Origin of the sequence: Acinetobacter sp. YH01003, assembly GCF_013420525.1 — a bacterium.
GTDB lineage: Bacteria > Pseudomonadota > Gammaproteobacteria > Pseudomonadales > Moraxellaceae > Acinetobacter > Acinetobacter towneri.
Genome location: NZ_VOXY01000001.1, coordinates 232,520 through 250,189 on the forward strand (window position 1 = coordinate 232,520; position 17,670 = coordinate 250,189).

17 protein-coding genes are annotated in these 17,670 nt (G+C 41.3%); 6 read left to right on the plus strand and 11 right to left on the minus strand.

Annotated features, from left to right (window positions below):
• Positions 1–247: 247 nt before the first annotated feature.
• Both FTT70_RS01120 and FTT70_RS01125 read right to left on the minus strand, forming a co-directional pair.
• Positions 248–442 (minus strand): hypothetical protein, encoded by a 195-nt coding sequence (locus FTT70_RS01120; RefSeq protein ID WP_004972042.1) that lies wholly within the window; start codon positions 440–442, stop codon positions 248–250.
• 317 nt (positions 443–759) lie between these two features.
• A complete protein-coding gene (locus FTT70_RS01125) occupies positions 760–1,377 on the minus strand; it encodes a rhomboid family intramembrane serine protease (RefSeq protein WP_004972041.1) in 618 nt (205 codons plus the stop codon).
• A gap of 157 nt (positions 1,378–1,534) precedes the next feature.
• Between FTT70_RS01125 and nfuA the strand changes: the two genes are divergently transcribed.
• Positions 1,535–2,173: a Fe-S biogenesis protein NfuA gene (nfuA, locus tag FTT70_RS01130; protein ID WP_096900978.1), complete on the plus strand. Its 639-nt coding sequence runs from the start codon at positions 1,535–1,537 to the stop codon at positions 2,171–2,173.
• 73 nt (positions 2,174–2,246) lie between these two features.
• Here nfuA and FTT70_RS01135 read toward each other — a convergent pair whose 3' ends face one another.
• Together FTT70_RS01135 and FTT70_RS01140 are read right to left on the minus strand one after the other, a co-directional pair.
• Positions 2,247–3,260, minus strand: a complete 1,014-nt coding sequence (locus FTT70_RS01135; protein WP_131261614.1) for a hypothetical protein — start codon at positions 3,258–3,260, stop codon at positions 2,247–2,249.
• 18 nt (positions 3,261–3,278) lie between these two features.
• Positions 3,279–4,340, minus strand: a complete 1,062-nt coding sequence (locus FTT70_RS01140; RefSeq protein ID WP_180168188.1) for an alpha/beta fold hydrolase — start codon at positions 4,338–4,340, stop codon at positions 3,279–3,281.
• Between the two features lie 299 nt (positions 4,341–4,639).
• Between FTT70_RS01140 and FTT70_RS01145 the strand changes: the two genes are divergently transcribed.
• Positions 4,640–5,254: a carbonic anhydrase gene (locus FTT70_RS01145; protein ID WP_004972031.1), complete on the plus strand. Its 615-nt coding sequence runs from the start codon at positions 4,640–4,642 to the stop codon at positions 5,252–5,254.
• 39 nt (positions 5,255–5,293) lie between these two features.
• Here the strand turns inward: FTT70_RS01145 and FTT70_RS01150 are convergent, their stop codons facing one another.
• Positions 5,294–5,923 carry an arylesterase gene (locus FTT70_RS01150; protein ID WP_004972029.1) on the minus strand — a complete coding sequence of 210 codons (630 nt, stop codon included), beginning with the start codon at positions 5,921–5,923 and terminating at the stop codon, positions 5,294–5,296.
• A gap of 12 nt (positions 5,924–5,935) precedes the next feature.
• Here FTT70_RS01150 and FTT70_RS01155 point away from each other — a divergent pair, with 12 nt between their 5' ends.
• Together FTT70_RS01155 and FTT70_RS01160 are read left to right on the plus strand one after the other, a co-directional pair.
• Positions 5,936–6,685 carry an ABC transporter ATP-binding protein gene (locus FTT70_RS01155; protein WP_004972026.1) on the plus strand — a complete coding sequence of 250 codons (750 nt, stop codon included), beginning with the start codon at positions 5,936–5,938 and terminating at the stop codon, positions 6,683–6,685.
• 1 nt (position 6,686) lies between these two features.
• Entirely contained in the window at positions 6,687–9,176 is a 2,490-nt protein-coding gene (locus FTT70_RS01160; protein WP_004972024.1) for an ABC transporter permease, read from the plus strand.
• 46 nt (positions 9,177–9,222) lie between these two features.
• On the opposite strand, the gene FTT70_RS01165 is transcribed toward FTT70_RS01160, so the two are convergent.
• Positions 9,223–10,038: a rhomboid family intramembrane serine protease gene (locus tag FTT70_RS01165; RefSeq protein ID WP_096900974.1), complete on the minus strand. Its 816-nt coding sequence runs from the start codon at positions 10,036–10,038 to the stop codon at positions 9,223–9,225.
• Between the two features lie 76 nt (positions 10,039–10,114).
• Between FTT70_RS01165 and mtgA the strand changes: the two genes are divergently transcribed.
• Together mtgA and ppk1 are read left to right on the plus strand one after the other, a co-directional pair.
• Positions 10,115–10,789 carry a monofunctional biosynthetic peptidoglycan transglycosylase gene (gene mtgA, locus FTT70_RS01170; RefSeq protein WP_004972019.1) on the plus strand — a complete coding sequence of 225 codons (675 nt, stop codon included), beginning with the start codon at positions 10,115–10,117 and terminating at the stop codon, positions 10,787–10,789.
• A gap of 133 nt (positions 10,790–10,922) precedes the next feature.
• On the plus strand, positions 10,923–13,004 hold the full coding sequence (ppk1, locus tag FTT70_RS01175) for a polyphosphate kinase 1 (RefSeq protein WP_096900973.1): 2,082 nt from the start codon (positions 10,923–10,925) through the stop codon (positions 13,002–13,004).
• Positions 13,005–13,125: 121 nt separating this feature from the next.
• Here ppk1 and FTT70_RS01180 read toward each other — a convergent pair whose 3' ends face one another.
• The 5 genes from FTT70_RS01180 to rubA form a co-directional block, all read right to left on the minus strand.
• Positions 13,126–13,761: a LuxR C-terminal-related transcriptional regulator gene (locus FTT70_RS01180; RefSeq protein WP_096900972.1), complete on the minus strand. Its 636-nt coding sequence runs from the start codon at positions 13,759–13,761 to the stop codon at positions 13,126–13,128.
• 364 nt (positions 13,762–14,125) lie between these two features.
• Positions 14,126–15,031 (minus strand): LysR family transcriptional regulator OxyR, encoded by a 906-nt coding sequence (gene oxyR / locus FTT70_RS01185; protein WP_180168189.1) that lies wholly within the window; start codon positions 15,029–15,031, stop codon positions 14,126–14,128.
• A 13-nt stretch (positions 15,032–15,044) separates the two neighbouring features.
• Positions 15,045–15,983: an alpha/beta fold hydrolase gene (locus tag FTT70_RS01190; protein WP_154320942.1), complete on the minus strand. Its 939-nt coding sequence runs from the start codon at positions 15,981–15,983 to the stop codon at positions 15,045–15,047.
• 56 nt (positions 15,984–16,039) lie between these two features.
• Complete coding sequence (locus FTT70_RS01195) at positions 16,040–17,218, minus strand: FAD-dependent oxidoreductase (protein WP_096900969.1); 1,179 nt, start codon at positions 17,216–17,218, stop codon at positions 16,040–16,042.
• Positions 17,219–17,290: 72 nt separating this feature from the next.
• Positions 17,291–17,455, minus strand: a complete 165-nt coding sequence (gene rubA / locus FTT70_RS01200; RefSeq protein WP_004972007.1) for a rubredoxin RubA — start codon at positions 17,453–17,455, stop codon at positions 17,291–17,293.
• Positions 17,456–17,670 lie beyond the last annotated feature (215 nt).

Sequence of the window (17,670 nt, forward strand, 5' to 3'; positions counted from 1 at the left end):
AACTCGCAAACTAAATTGAAATTAATATACAGATGTATACATTATCTATGCCAAGTTACGATATTGGGTAGCAAAAACTACCAAAATTGAGTGAAATTTGAATAAAAAAACCTTCACGAAGCGTAAAGGTTTTTAATATGAATGAGATGTTATTGGGATTTAAAGGTCAGTGTTTAAATGTTTAGGTTCTAATCATAAATGAGTCTGATGCTGTATCAACAATGTTTTATTCACTCAGACCAACAGCTTAACAACGTCCTTTTTTCGCCTGACCTGGAGGACAAAAATCACCATCACCATGCGGATGTTGGTGTGGATAATAGCCTTTCGGATAGATCGTGCGGTCAGGATCAATCACCACACTGCCTTCAGGGGTATGTACGGCACAGGCGCTTAATCCTAAACTAAGTAAAAGGGCGCTTAGAAGTGCAAACTTTTTCATGGCTGACTCCTGATTGCTTGATAGTTTTAGTCTTTATATTCTTAATATAAGTGCTTGTCGAGTAACTGCATGTTATTTGTTGTGTGCTTTATGCTGTATTGGATCATTCAGATGCTTTCATCAATCAAAAATACTTATCAGCAGTTCATAAAATGACGATTGAAAGTCGTTTTTCCCAATGAGAGAGGCTGAAGATGAGAGGCAATAAATGATGGTGTTAAGCGGATTTATGAAAGCAGTCTATTGACGGATTTGAAAACTCTTTAAAGTAGCAACGACTCAGTGGTAGATGTACCGAGTCGTTATAGTTTCAAAAGTTAAAACGGCAGTTGCGCCAGTTTATTCAGGAAGTGAGGCAAGATGCGTGGTTCAATTAAAATAGTCACAATCACACCATAGGCCGCACCCCATAAATGCGCACTGTGATTAATATTGGAATTGCCGCGTTTACCCGACCAAATGCTATACGCTACATACAGTATTGCAAAAATAATGGCAGGCACTGGAATAAAGAACACGAAAATCAACTTCCACGGCTCAAACAAAATATAGGCAAACAACACCGCAGATACAGCACCAGATGCGCCTAAGCTGGCCCAACGATGGTCATTTTTATGCTTTAAATAACTTGGAATAATCGCGGCGATTAAACCACCCAAATAGAATAAAACAAAGCCTAAATCATAGACGTATTGGCGATAAAAACTTTCAATAATGCTGCCAAAGAAAAACAGGGTAATCATATTGAACAGCAAATGCGCACCATCGGCATGCACAAAACCATGGGTAATGAAGCGGTCATATTGACCACGTTGCATAGCAGGCGGCCAAAAAATCAGACGATTCATTAATTCTTGTTTGGAAAACGCCAACATAGACACAATGACCGTAATAATGATAATGGTCACGGTATGATTAAAAGGTAAATCGAGCATAAACGCCTATTCTTTTACTTGAATTCTGCTGTAATAATGCATCAAAACTGAGTTTGAGTCGAACTTTAGGAATAAATCCGACAATTTTGGTTGATTTTTTTTTATTCCCCCGCATCTTCAGTTAAAATAGCCACTTCAGCTTGAGGAAATTATTGTTATGTCGACTGAGAACAGCAGCACAGCAGTTGTAGATGAAATTCCAAACTTATTGATTACGCCAACTGCTCAAGAGTATTTGAAGGATTTATTGGCAAAGCAAAATACACCGGGTATTGGTGTGCGTGTTTTTGTGGAAAATCCTGGTACACCGCGTGCTGAATGTTGCATGGCTTATAGTGCGCCCGATGAAGTTGTACCTACAGACTACAAACAGGAATATCCAGACTTTCCTGCATTTATTGATACGCCGTCTATTCCGTATTTATTGGATGCCGTAATTGACTACAACAAAGACCGTTTTGGTGGTCAATTGACTTTCCGTGCACCGAACTCAAAAGTGCCACGCGTAGGCCCAGATGCTTCGGTAGAAGAACGCATTACTTATGTTTTACAGTCTGAAATTAACCCAGGTTTAGCAGGGCATGGTGGTAACTGTGCTTTGGTTGAAGTGGTTGAAGATGAAGAACACGGCTTAACTGCAGTATTGAAATTTGGTGGCGGTTGCCAAGGATGTTCAGCGATTGATGTGACTTTAAAGCAAGGTGTTGAAACAACCTTGAAACAACACGTACCTGAATTGATGCGTGTGGTGGATCAGACTGACCACAGTCAATCTGAAGGTGCTTATTTTAAATAAGCTCTAAGCCTCGCTTAAAAATAACCTCCTAAATTTTAGGAGGTTATTTTTTATCTGAAATTGTCAACAGACCCTATTCATTCGTTTGTAGATTTAAAATTTGTTGTGTTTTTTCAGAATAATAAAATTCCTCTAAATAATGGCGCGCACGTTGCTTTAAATAGCCTTCAGCGATCATTTTTTGAATGACTGGATTTAACAGTTGTTGTAATTGATGTTGGACTAGCGCTTCATCAATATTTAAGTCGTGCAATAACAAATCAAAAGGTCGTGCTTGATTGCGTACATACCACGCATACACACCATCATGCACTTGCTGTTTCAAATAGTCACTTTGGCGTAAATGATCCCAAATTTCATGTCCTAAATTGACAGTTTGAGATAGGTCTTGCACTTCAATATAGTTTTTTAAAACGGAAAGTGGCAAATCTTTAATTTTGTGCCATAAATTGGCTTGGAAGTGATACAGTTTTTCATCGTCAAAATGTTGATTAAGCACCGACTCGCTCATTTGAGTCAGCTTCTGCACATTTTTTTGCAAATAATGCTGAATGGTCTGGTCTAAATTGGTATCGGTAACACTTTCCAAAACCGATTTACCCATTTTCATAAAACGCGATACGCCAGGCACGCTTTTGGCGATCACCGAATTATCCATATAATCCTGAATGGAGTGTTGAATGAGTTGGGTAATCATAGCGGCAAAGGCAGGATTATTCACCACGGTTTTAATCAAACGCTGACGATGTCCACTTTTACTTGCAACATATTGTGCAATTTTGTCGATGGTCAGCACAGGTATCACATCGGCAATTTTACTGCTGTCATTAACAGGGTGTACCAGTGCAAAACGAATATGCTCAGCAATTTGTTCCACTAAAAATGAACTGGCAGGTGTATTTAAAATTTGATGTTGAATCAGTTGATGAATGGCTTCAGATGTCCATAAATCTTGTAAGCTTTGTTTGCGAAACCATTGGTAAAACTGCACAAATTCAGTTTGTACCATTTCACTTTGGTTAAATTCTTGATCTAAAAAATCAAGCTGAGCTTCAATTAGTTGCTCAATGATGGGATGTTTCTGCATGAAGGTTTTATATAATAATTAATTTAGAGGAATCAGTTTATCAGCAAGTGGGTTTTTTAGGTTCTGAGTTTTAGCCAGAAACGGCAAATAATATTGTGCGACTTGTTTTTCAGCTTCCAATAACGGCATGTGTCCAACATTATTAAGAATCACAGGTGTTTCGGCGCGTTTGAGTAAAGATTGTAATTCCTTCGCCACTTCAACATTAATAATGCGATCTTGCTTACCCCATAAAATCAGGGTCGGTGCTTCAATTGATCCTGCTAAACGTGCAAATGAGTCTGGAGTATAAATACGGTTGAGTTTGACAATTTGCTCAATTGCTTTACGGGTTTGTTCTGAGCGAGAAATCAGGACTTCTTCTTGCGCATTTTGAATTTGTGAGGTCATGGCAGGCGGGCTTTGCATGATTTGTTTGGCGACGTCGGCTAAATCGCCATGTTTGCTCACAATTAAGTCATTTAAAGATAATGGATTTTTGGTGTAAGGCGTATTAGCAAGTTTATAAATGCCTGCACTATTGAGTAAAAATAAACTTTGCGTATCAAAAGGATATTGCGAGGCATACACGGTTGCAATTGAGCCGCCTAAAGAATGTCCTGCCACGTGTAAGTTTTCTTCACAGTCAATTGCTTCAATAAATTGACGCAGTTGTGAAGTTACATTCGGAACTGAATTATCAAAATTGCTTGGAGTTTTGGTGTCACCGCTATTGGGTAAATCTGGAATAATCACATGATAATGTGGGGTTAAAAATTGCGCGACACGGTTCCAATTATCACGTGTGCCTGCCAAACCATGAATCAATAAAATTGTGGGTTTGCTGTGCGAGCCACCTTCGTTATAGCTCCAGACGACATCTCCAACACGAATGCTTTTAGAGCTTAGTCCTGCTTGTTTGCGCTGTTGCTGAAAATGATTTTGTAATAGTTTAAGTTCAGTTGCGTTGCTGTTACTGGCGTTATTGTTTTTTGTGAAGGTATATGGATTGGGCGCAGCGCTTTGCACAAGGCAAGATGTACTTAGTCCCAAAGCCAATAAAGTCGTATGTAGATAACGTGATCGAATAAATTTCATCATGAAAACGTCTTCCCCTGACGAACCCAAAACAGGCTCCAATAATGATAGGCACTAGCTCTTAGGTCTAATTGCACAAGTGTATTCTGTCTATTGTAGGCGTTTAAAAATGAAAGTCATCCCTTGCTTTTTTGATCAAAGCTTTGAAATTGGTAGAAAATGTGACCTATCTCAATAAAAAGTGAAAAAATTTATAACAAAAATGAATAAAGAAAAGCGCAGCTGCATATTTTTTTGCAAGTGACATTCATAAAAACTGGCTTTAGAATATCGCAACTTCAAAGATCGGTGGTAAATCAAGAATGCTAACAGCTCAAGAAGCTTTAGAACGTCTTAAACAAGGAAACCAACGTTTTGTTTCTGGTGATACCAGACATCCGAAGCAATTGTCGCACCAACAGCGTGCAGAAATGGCAGAAGACCAAAATCCATTTGCCATTATTTTAGGATGTTCAGATTCACGTGTTCCTGCAGAAATGGTATTTGACCAAGGATTGGGTGATCTTTTTGTAATTCGTGTTGCGGGCAACGTGGTTGCGCCATCACAGGTAGGTAGTGTTGAATTTGCGGCAGAGCGTTATGACTGTGCTGTGGTTGTTGTCTTAGGACACAGTCACTGTGGTGCAATTCAAGCGACAATTGATACTTTAATGTGCCCAGACTGTCCACCATCGGCAAATTTAATGTCGATTGTGAACCGTGTTCGCCCTTCAGTTGAAACCTTAATGCAGACTGAACTGAAAAATGATTTGGCGAAATTGTCTAAGCATGCAGTACGTTCCAATGTATTTGCATCGGTAAATCAATTGCGTCATGGTTCAGCAGTTTTAGAAAACCTGATTGAACAAGGTCAGTTGAAAGTAGTCGGTGCAGAATATTCACTGGAAACAGGTGAAGTGGTTTTTTTTGATTTTTAATCCGAACCGCACAGCAATTAGATTTTCCTCAAAGGCGCTTTATAAAGCGCCTTTGATATATGGATAAGCATTATTTAGCAAAATAGGCTGAGCTTTGGCATTTGGATGAATTAAATCTTTTTGCATCAATTGCTTATTGCCCGCAATACCTTCCATAAAAAATGGCAGTAATTTGACTTTATATTGCTGACTCACCACTTTATAGTTATTTTCAAATGCTTTGCTATACGCCGAGCCGTAATTTGGCGGCATTTTCATCCCAAAAATCACCACTTTCGCTTTGGCTTTTTGGCTATGCTGAATTAAGTTCGCTAAATTTTTTTGAATCATTTGTGGCGGTTGTCCACGCAAGCCATCATTTCCGCCTAACTCAATGACTACAACGTCTGGACGATGGGTCTGCAGCAATTTAGGCAGACGCGCCAAAGCACCACTGGTGGTTTCGCCACTGACACTTGCATTGACCACTTTATGCTGTTTCGGATACTGTTGTTCTAAACGTTTTTGCAATAAGTGAACCCAACCTTGTTGTGGTTGTATGCCGTAACCTGCACTTAAGCTGTCACCTACAATCATAATGGTTTTTGCAGATACCACGAATGGGCTGAAACATAGTCCAAGCAGCAACACACGCGGGAAGACACGACTAGTTAGATTGCGATTTTGCATAATGGGAAACGTATGACTCAAAACACTAAAGAATCTAATATCATGCCACAAACGATTATTTCTGCCCAAAATTTGACACAAAAGATACAACTTGCACAAAAACAATTGACCATTTTTGAGAATTTAAACTTCGATATTCAGGAAGGTGAACAAGTGGCCATTACAGGTCGTTCGGGTTCAGGAAAATCGACCTTATTGGGTATTTTGGCAACATTAGATCAGGCCAGCAGTGGAAAATTGGTGGTATGTGGTGAGTCAATTGCAGAATTAAACGAAGAACAACGTGCAGAAGTTCGTTTAAAGCATATTGGTTTTGTGTTCCAGTCATTTCAGTTATTGCCGCATTTGACGGCACTGGAAAATGTGATGTTGCCACTACGTTTGCAGGAAAAATTTAAATATGCAGAGGCAGAACAAAAAGCCCTCAACTTGCTGAAACGTGTGGGTTTAGAGCGTCAGGCACAGCAAACGCCGAAAGTGCTTTCGGGAGGCGAGCAACAACGTGTCGCCATTGCGCGTGCTTTAATTCGTGAACCTAAAATTATTTTTGCCGATGAACCGACAGGAAACTTGGATGGTGAAACTGCAACTGAAATTGAGCAATTGTTATTTGAATTGAACCGTGAGTTGGGCACAACTTTGGTGTTGGTCACGCATGACCCGAAACTGGCGGCACAATGTCAGCGCCATTACGCTTTAATTGATGGGCAATTGGTTGAGCAATTTGCAGCTAAGCCAACCGCTGCCATAACAGGAGGATGAAATGAACGCATTATTTCATCCACTGTTAAAGCAGAGTTTTAAAAGCAGTGGTGTCTATTTACTGATTATTGCGCTGACTTTAGCGATTAGCGCGACCACAGCCTTAAAGTTTAGCAATGAGCAAATTCAAAATGCTGTAGCGTTGCAAGCGGCAGAAATGTTGGCGGGTGATTTAGTCCTGAGCGACAATGAACCCATTGCACAAGACTGGCAGGATCAGGCGACTGCACATCAGTTACAACAGTCGCATGTGACTGTATTTAGTTCGATGGCACATACTCAAGCACAATTTGTGATGGTGAATGTCAAAGCGATTGAGCACAATTTTCCGTTACGCGGTGAATTACGGGTCAGTCCTGCAGCGGACAAGATTCAGTCTGGCGAAATTTGGCTCAGCCAACGTGCTATGGATTTACTTCACGTTAAACTGGGTGAAACAGTAAATATTGCCGATGCAGCATTTACCGTAACTGCCAAAATTGAACATGATTCTAATCAGGAACTCGGTTTTTCAGGTTTTTCGCCGACAGTGATTATTTCACAGGCCGATGTAGCACGTACCCACGCGATTCAAGTGGGTAGCCGCATAGATTACCGTTTGTTGTTGGCAGGCAGCGCCAAAGATACACAAAATTTTGAGCAGTATTTTAAAACACATACACAACAGCCTGCACAGGCACAGCAAACGGCCAGTCCTGAACAAAACTTTGAAGAACAAAGTAGTTTAAGACTACGCAATGCCAGTGAAGGCAATACTCGCTTAATGCGCCCCATTGCCAATTTAGATACCTTTTTACAGTTAGCGAATATCCTGACCATTTTATTGTGTGGGATTGCGATTGGTTTGACCAGTCAGCGCTATGTGCAACAAAATCAGGATCATATCGCCTTATTACGTTGTATTGGTGCAAGTAAACGACAAATTTTAGCCGCTTATTTGGCTTTGCTTGCTTTGGTCTTAATTATCGCTATGGGCATTGGCAGTATTTTGGGCGTGACGTTGGGCTATGCTTTGTTGCAAATCATGCTGCAACTGATTCCGCACCTGGAAATTCAATTTTCAGCCATGGCAATGTTGCTTGGGCCATTGCCAATCGCCATGCTCACCAGTGCTGTGGTGTTGTTGGGTTTTGTGCTGCCTAATTTATTGCAATTGCTGAATACCGCACCGATTCGCGTGATTCGCCAACAAGACAAAAGCATGCGCGCTTGGTGGTGGATGTTGCTTACAGGGACGCTAAGTCTAATCGTATTTTGTGTGGTCTTGACCGAAAGTTTAGTGCTTAGTACATGGGTGATTGGTGCGATTATTGCGCTGTGCGTATTGCTGTATGGAGTGGTGTGGAGTTTATTAAAATTATTGCGTCATTCTAAAGGCAGACTCGCAGCGTATATTCGTGCGCCTGCTGTCACGGCATTTCAAATTACTGCATTGGCTTTAGGATTAAGTTTAATTACGGTACTTGCAGTGTTGCGTACCGACCTGCTAGATCGTTGGCAGCAGCAATTGCCCGAAGGAACACCCAATCAGTTTGTTTACGGCTTGCCACCGTTTGATATGCCTGAGTTTCAACAACAATTAACGCAGCAGCAGTGGCACAGCACGCCACTTTATCCAAATATACGCGGGCGTTTGGTCGCCAAAAATGATCAACCTTTTGCCGACGCCTTAATTCAGCAAAGCAATACGTTAAGACGCGAACTCAACCTGACACAGTCTGACCGTTATCCTGCCGATAATATCATTGTAAATGGGCAAGCCAATTTCAGTGCAGTGGGACAAGTGTCAGTAGAAGCAGATACGGCTGCCGAGTTGGGCATTCAAATTGGTGATCGACTCAGTTTTAGTTTGCCTGAAGGCATACTTGAAGCCGAAGTGATTAATCTGCGTACGGTGGAGTGGGAAAGCTTTAGTCCAAATTTTTTCTTTATTTTTTCACCGCACACTATGGATGAAAATGCAGGCAGTTATTTGGGCAGTTTCTATGTGCCTGAAGCAGATAAACCGAAACTAATTCAATTGATTCAGCAATTTGCCAACACAGTGTTTATTGATGTCAGCCTAATTTTGGATGAAATTAAACGCATTGTGAATGTGTTGGTGCAGATCATCACCATTTTAGCCATTTTGGTGAGTGTGTCTGGGCTGTTGGTATTAATCGCGTGTTTAAACTTGCTGATGGATGAGCGCAAACGCGAAGTCGCATTACTGCGTTCTTTTGGTAGTTCTAAACAAAAACTCAAACGTATGTTGAGTCTGGAAATCGGTTTTATGGGCTTTATAGCGGGAATAGTGGCGTGTTTATTTGCCGAAGTCATTAGTGCTGTTGCCAGTTACCGCATGGATTTAATGCTGCAACCACATTGGGAAATCTGGCTGATTTTGCCTGTATTTATGACCGTGCTGTGTGCCTTGATTGGACGTTATCGTTTAAGTTATTTATGCGATATTCCGCCACTGCAAAGTTTAAGGGAGATGAATCAGTCCTGATTCATCTCTATTTGATGTTGTTTTACTTGCTGTAAAGGTTGATTGTTCAACCCAGACTGCGTTGCATCATGCTAAGCAGTTCTTGCCAAAGGGGTTGAATTGGAGCAAGCAGTTTATGGCAATACCAGTAAAATGCAGCACAACCCAATGGTGCAAGGAGCATCGCAAAACTGTTCACTAAGTTACTGTGTTTGCTGCGTTGTCCAAGGTACCAAATGATTGTCATGGCTGCGCCCATGAGCATGCCGCCAATATGTGCAGCATTATTAATGCCACTGATCATAAAGCCCATACCTAAGTTCAGTGCCATCACCATCACCAAAGTCTTGCCATCCAACAGAAATTTTTGGCGAGGTAATTGGGGCAATAACGCCAATACCGTCAGTGCAGCTCCAAGTCCCATCACTGCACCCGATGCACCTGCACCCACGCTAGGTAACAGCTTTGGATTAGCGACACCTTGTTCGAGCAGGGTATAGCTGTCTTGAATGCTGACATAGCCACTAAGCAGGCTACCCATCAAACCTGCGCAAACATATAACACTATAAAATAGACACGCCCAAACAACTGTTCACTGACGCTGCCAAAAATATACAAGGCCCACATATTTAACATTAAATGTACTAAACCGAAATGAAAAAACATGCTGCTGAACAGGCGAATGGGTTCCGCCAAAAAGGTTAAAGGTGCATAATCAGCACCCCAGCGTATTGCATCTTGCGGGCTAGGATTGCTAATGTTCATGCCGTTGAGCACTTGCCATGCAAACAAAGCCACGTTTATTGCAATCAGGGCTGCGGTAATCCACCACAGGTGAATTTCAACTTTATTGTTGCGCAGGTTTGGGGGATGTTGGGACATATATTTGAATATTGTGTCGTAGTGATCAATCTAAGCTTAACACGAAAAAATAACGCTTCAGGAGCCATGCACCAAGATGAAAGCTTTTTTTATACGAACTTTGTTAATTCTTGTCAGTGTGGTGCTTTTGGTTCAATTATGGATTTTTAGCAGCTTGGTGTGGTGGCGTACGCAGCCTGTGCAATCGACCATGATGATGCGTTTGGATTATTGGGCTGAACCGAGTAAGCCTATACAACATCAATGGCGCGACTATGACCAACTCAGTGATAATTTAAAGCGAGCTGTGGTGACTGCCGAAGATGGCAAATTTATGCAACATCATGGCTTTGACTGGGAAGGTATTCAAACTGCGCTGGAACGGAACAAAGATGAAGGCAAGGTTGTTGCAGGTGGTTCCACAATTTCTCAGCAGCTCGCCAAGAATTTGTTTTTATACAATAAGCGATCTTTTTTGCGTAAAGGGCAAGAAGTTGTGGCGACATGGATGATGGAACGCATGTGGTCAAAGCAGCGTATTTTAGAGGTCTATCTCAACTCGGTAGAATTTGGCGATAATATTTATGGTGCCGAAGCTGCGGCACAGCATTATTTTGGCAAAAGTGCAAAAAGTTTAAGCCGTGATCAAGCAATTTTCTTGGCTGCGATTTTAACCAATCCAAAATATTTTCAGGAACATCGTAATGCGGGGGCATTAAAAGCCCGTAAACAGATGGTGCAGCGCTATATGCGTTATGCGGAAATTCCCTAAATTGAGCGAAAACAAACTATAAAATGTGAAAATATCCACAAAGCCTAATTTTTTAGGCTTTTTTTATGAAAATGTCACAAAATTGAAGCATACTTGTAGCAGTGCCAAACATTTTAAAAAAGCATAGGTGGGTATGAATACGGCAACAGGCGCGACTCCTGCGCAAACAGAATATACATATAATGATCGCTACATTAACCGCGAACTGTCTATTTTAGATTTCCATTTGCGCGTGCTTGAGCAAGCTGTCGATCCGTTGCATCCTTTGTTGGAACGCATGAACTTCCTGCTGATTTTTTCACGTAACTTGGATGAGTTTTTTGAAATTCGTGTTGCGGGCATGATGGAACAATTGGACTTGGGCAATGAAAGCCGAAGCCCAGATGGTTTAACACCTAAACAAGTGTTAGATCAAATTTCTAAAACAGCACATGCTGCTATTGAACGCCAGTACCGTATTTTAAATCAGGAAATTTTGCCAAAATTACGTGAAGAAGACATTTGTTTCTTACGTCGTGGTGAATTAACCCCTGCACAATCGGCATGGGTGAAAAAATATTTCCAAGAGCAAGTTGCCCCTGTATTAACCCCAATTAGCCTAGACCCTGCACATCCATTTCCACGTTTGGTCAATAAAAGTCTGAATTTTATTGTGACTTTAGAAGGGAAAGATGCTTTTGGTCGTCAAATTGATTTGGCGGTTGTTCCTGCACCACGTTCATTACCACGTGTAGTTCGTTTACCCGATGAACTTACAGGCGGTAAAGAGCACCACGTCATGCTTTCAGCAATTATTCATGAGCATGTGTCTGACTTATTCCCGGGCATGACTGCGACTGGATGCTATCAATTCCGTGTGACCCGTAATGCAGATTTGGCGTTAAATGAAGATGTAGAAGACTTGGCCAAAGCCCTAAAAGGCGAATTAAACTCACGCCGTTTTGGTCGTGCGGTACGTTTAGAAGTAACGCACAACTGCCCGAAAGCCATTTATGATTATTTGCTAGATGAGTTCGATCTTGAAGAAGAACAACTTTATAAAGTAGATGGCCCAGTGAACTTGGCGCGTTTATTGTCTAATTTTAAACGTCCACATTTACGTTATGATTCACATACACCCGCCATTCCAAAGGTGTTAAAAAAGTCTGAAAATATTTTTTCAGCGATGCAAAAGCAAGACATTTTATTACACCATCCGTTTGAATCTTTTGCACCCGTGATTAACTTGCTGCGTGAAGCTGCACGTGATCCACAAGTCTTGGCAATCAAACAAACTTTATATCGTAGTGGCGCAGATTCTGAAATTGTACAAGTGCTTGCAGAGGCTGCACGAAACGGTAAAGAAGTGACTGCGGTGATTGAACTGCGTGCACGTTTTGATGAAGAATCTAACATTGCTGTGGCTAACGTGTTGCAAGAAGCGGGCGCTGTGGTTGTGTACGGTATTGTGGGGTATAAAACCCACGCCAAAATGATTTTGGTGGTGCGCCGTGAAAATAATAAATTGGTGCGTTATGTACATTTAGGCACAGGTAACTACCACGCAGGCAATGCGCGTATTTATACCGACTATGGTTTACTGACCACAGACAAAGAGCTGTGTGAAGATGTGCATCGTATTTTCCAAGAGCTAACAGGCATGGGTAAAATGGCAAAACTGAAAAAGTTGTTGCATGCACCATTTACCCTGCACGCACAGTTGGTGAATTATATTGATGAAGAAATTGCCAATGCTAAAGCAGGTAAGCCCGCACAAATTATTGTGAAAGTGAATGCACTGACTGAAATGCAATTGATCAATAAATTGTACGAGGCGTCTCAGGCGGGTGTGCAAATTGATCTCATCATCCGTTCAATTTGCTGCTTGCGCCCAGGTTTGCCGGGCTTATCGGAAAATATCCGTGTGCGTTCGATTGTCGGACGTTTCCTTGAACATACCCGTGTCTATTATTTCTCTAATAATGGCAATCCACGTATTTATTGTTCAAGTGCTGACTGGATGGATCGTAACTTATTTAACCGTGTTGAAGCGTGTTTCCCAATTGAAGATCCTGCCTTGAAAAAGCGTATTTATGAGCAAGGTTTATTGACCTACATGCAAGACAATCAACAGGCGTGGTTGTTGCAGGGTGATGGAACTTGGGTGCGTGTAAAAGCAGCTGAGGGTGAAGAGCCACACAATGCGCAGCGTATACTGACCGATAGTATTGTTTAGTTTAAAGCATTTATAACAGGTAAAAAGAGCGATGCCAGACATCGCTCTTTTTTGTTTCTAATTAATTGTTTGATGCTTATTTAAGACTTATATTTTTGATTGATATTTATTGATCAATAATTTAAGAAAAACAGCACATCGCATCATCCGCATTCATAATTTTGCGATAAATACTTTTCACATAACCATGCACCAGTTGTTCTGAAGCATTCAGGTTGGCAGCAACTTGTTGTGAAGGTAAACCTTGTCCTGAAAGCGCCAATATTTCATGTTCAGTTTTAGAGAGTGCCAAAGAATGACCATGTGCGACAATGGATTGTTCGCAGGCTAAGATTTCATTGGCTAAGTTGCCGTCTAGCGGTGAGCCGCCACGTAAAATGGTGCGAATCTGGTTTTGCATGCCTGTTGCAGATTGGTCGCTAAAGACATAGGCTGAAATGCCTAAATGAATAGCTTGTAGCAATTGTTTTGGCATACTTGAAGGCAGCACCGCCACAATTAAGGTGTCTTTACGGAAAAGTTTGAGATTTTGGATAAAATCAATTTGAGCTTTTGACCAAGACTGTAAATTGATAAATACCAAATTAGGCAAATGTTGCTGCACCATCAGCACTGCATTTGCGAGCGATGGGCTGCAAAGTAGAACCTCTTTAGGGTAGCCAAAATTTTGTAAAATGTGGCTTAAATTTTGTGATGCTTCTACCTGATCATCAATCAGCAGAACAGGCACAGGTAAAACGAGATCTCTGTGAATCATGCCAAATACTCCTGTGCTGTTCTATAAATAATTTTGATAAATAGATTGTGCGTGATATTGCTGTAACTGAATATCCTTAAATATAGTGATTTTTATATAAAAAGGGTAAATATAAGTAATTGTTGCTGAATATGTTTTTTTGAAATGTGTTGAAAATGTGAGTAATGTAACTCGATACCGTTCTTTCGTTCAGTGGTAAGAGTGAATTGTTGAATTTGTGATGAATCTCACATTTTAAAACTTATTCATATTTATAAGTCACTTAAATCATAGTGAACTGCAAAAACAATACGCATTTTTGAACGAAAAATAAAAAAGGAGCCATGTTGGCTCCTTAATGAAATGTTGGATCGTGTGTCTAAATTTAGACTGTGTTTTGAGTGATTTTCTGTAAAATCTGCAGCAAAACGTCAAATTCACTTTGTAATGGCGTGCTTTTACGCGTCACTAAAGCCAAAGTACGGCTTGGTGCAGCCTCAATACTTTTGATCTGTAAATCTGGATTCGATTTGATCATGGCATTATGAATTGCAATTTCAGGCAATAGGGTAAAGCCTAAATTTGCAGACACCATTTCAACCAAGGTCGGCAAAGAGCTGGCTTTTAAACGATGATCGTTTTTGCGTTCACCAATCGGGCAAGCACTTAAAGTGTGATCACGTAAGCAATGACCTTCTTCAAGCAGCATTAAACGCGATAAATCCAAATCATCTAAAGAATTGGCCTGCGCCGATTTTTGATCGCCCTTGTGATAAACCAAGAACAAATCTTCTTTAGAAATTTCAGCCACTTTCAAACCACGCGTATCGAATGGCAGGGCTAACACCACCATATCTAAATTGCCGTGTTCCAGTTTTTCGACAATTTTTTCACTTTGCGCTTCGTGTAAATGCAATTGAATTTTAGGTAGCTGCTTATGCACTTCATCTAACAGTTGCGCCAAAATAAATGGGGCAATGGTTGGAATCACGCCTAAGTGTAAATCACCTGTGAGAGGCTCACTCATTTCACGGCTTAAACGCATTAAGTCCTGTGCATCTGCTAACAGAACACGGGCGCGTGCTACGACTTGTTCACCCAATGGGGTTAAACGTACATTCTGTCGATCACGTTCTACCAGTACGCCGCCAAGCAGGCGCTCCAGTTCCATGATCCCGCCAGACAAAGTCGACTGAGTTACAAAAGAACGGCGAGCCGCTTCTGTAAAATGTAACGTTTCAGACAGTGTAACGAGGTATGACAGCTGTCTTAAAGATGGTAATGCAGCCATAGTGTCCTAATGATTATGATTTAAAGTGGTGAGCAAACAGTTCGCTAAGATGAGGAATAAAGTGTGGAGGAATATCATGCCCCATTCCTTTGATTAATTCAAACTTAGCGCCCGGAATCGCTTTCGCAACAGCCTTACCATGCCCTGGTGGGAGCAAACGATCTTGCGAACCATGTACCACAAGGGTAGGTTGCTGAATTTGTTTGTCCAGTTGTAGCAACGAGCCTGTACATAATATTGCTAAAAACTGTTGAAGTACACCCGCAGGGTAATAACTTCGCTGATATAATTTGCGTGCAGTTTGCATCGCTTCGAGTTGATTCACATAGCCTGGTGAGCCTATCACCTTAAAGAGTTTTAAACTATGATCAACAATGCCATTTTCATCTTGCGATTTTGGTCTTTCTAGCAAACTGAACAGTTGTTTCGGAAATGGTGGTGGTAAAAAAGGCTGGTTATTACTGGTAAATAATAAGCCTAAATTATTCACGCGATCTGCATATTTGGCAGCCAAAATTTGGGCAATCATGCCGCCCATAGAAGCACCAATCACTTCGGTCTTTTCAATGCCTAAGCGCTCTAATAGCAATGCAGCATCATCCGCCATATCAAATAAGTTATAAGGTGCACCGTGGTTTTGCAGACCTAAGCTAAAACGTCCCATCATTTTATAGGTGTTCAGACGCGGGCCTTTGTGGCGAATTTTGGATGACAAACCAATATCGCGGTTGTCATAGCGAATGACACGATAGCCCTGATCAATCAGTGATTTACAAAAGAAATCGGGCCAGTACAACATTTGTGCGCCTAAACCCATAATCAGCAAAATAGGTGGATCTTCAGTTTTGCCGCCCACTTCGACATGCAGCTGAATTCCGTTGCCTAAATCGACTTTGGTTTCGTGCATAAATGCCGTATAGGGCGATGTGGTGAACTGAAGTGCACTATTCATGTTGTGATCCTCATGTCAGGCAAGGGCGAAATCAATCGCCCTTTATTGTTTTTATTTTATTCCGATACAGGCAATAAGTCTGGCACTAATTTGGTCAAACTCAAGCGTTGTTTGGCCGCTGTTGCGCCTAATAGGACAAAGCCACGTAAGGTATCGGTTTGGTCATAGGCTCTGGCAATCATGCCATCGTCAAATTCTTCGGTATGCCAGTTGACATCTACCCCTAGTGGCGCAGGTAAAACGGTCAGTGGTGCAGCAGGTGTTTTCACTGCAACAGGCATGGCAGGGTAGTGTACCTGAGTAGTTTCACCATTTAAGGTTTTGGCTAAGGCACGTGCTTGCTGCATGATTGGCATCACATACGGCAATAAAATACCATTCACTTCCGCACAGTCACCTACTGCATAGATATCAGCTTGGCTGGTTTCAAGTTGCGCATTGGTTAAGACCCCACGACTGGTTTCGATGCCTGCTGTTTTAGCCAAAGCAATGTTTGGTTGTAAACCAATGGCAGACAGTACCACATCGGCAATTAAAGACTGACCACTGGTAATGGTCACTAAATAGTCGTCATTTTTAATTTTCGAAACTTTTTCAACGGTTGTACCCAATACAAAATGGATACCCGTTTCTTCTAGGTTTTGTTTAAAAGCACTGGCTACATAATCCGGCAATAAACGACCTAGTGGTTGTGGTGCAAGGTCAATCACCGTGACTTGGTGTCCTGTTTGCTGCAAGTCATTGGCAAATTCACAACCAATTAAACCTGCACCTAAAATCACCACACGTTTGTCTTGACGTTGTTCAAGCTGTTGGCGAAATGCGGTGTAATCACTTAAATTATTTACCACATGAATGTCATCACTGCCATCGCCCGCAATGGCTAAACGTACAGGATTCGCACCCACTGCCAAAACCAATTTAGAATAAGGTTGTTGGCTGCTTACACCCTCTTTTTCTAATTCAAGTACATGCGCTTCTGCATCAATTGCTTTAACCCAAGTGTGGGTTTCAATACGCATATTGAGTTGGCTTGCCATTTTAGCTGCATCGCCCAATGCAATTTGAGCAGGGGCTTTATTGCCCGCCAATGCGTTAGATAAAGTTGGTTTGGCATAATTGGCAGCATCATCTGCACAAATCATGACTAACTCTTGTTCTGCATTTAGCTTACGAAACTCGCGTGCAACAGTATAACCTGCCATGCCTGAACCAATAATAACGATAGGATGCATAAGGTGTACTCCAAATGAGGGCATAGAAATTGGCGTTAAAAAAAGACCATCGGACATGGTCTTTTCGTGGTCTTAAACTTCAATCATTTCAAAATCAGCTTTTGAAACGCCGCAGTCTGGGCAAGTCCAGTCATCAGGAATATCTTCCCATAATGTACCTGCCACAATACCATCTTGAGGCCAGCCTTCTGCTTCGTCATAAATCCATCCACAAACGATGCATTGATACTTTTTCATTCAATTCTCCATAAACCGATCTTTAAATTTCCAGATCAGCAAAAAACTTATCTACGACTAGTTGTATGATATATCTATTTGATTAAATTTTTACGCAGTTATACGGCTAAAGTAAAGTAAATAAGCGATTTTAATCTGTGCTTTTATAGAATGAATAGCTGCATGGGACATAACCGCGCAGAAAAGACCTCTTTTGATATAGATACGGCATTGTA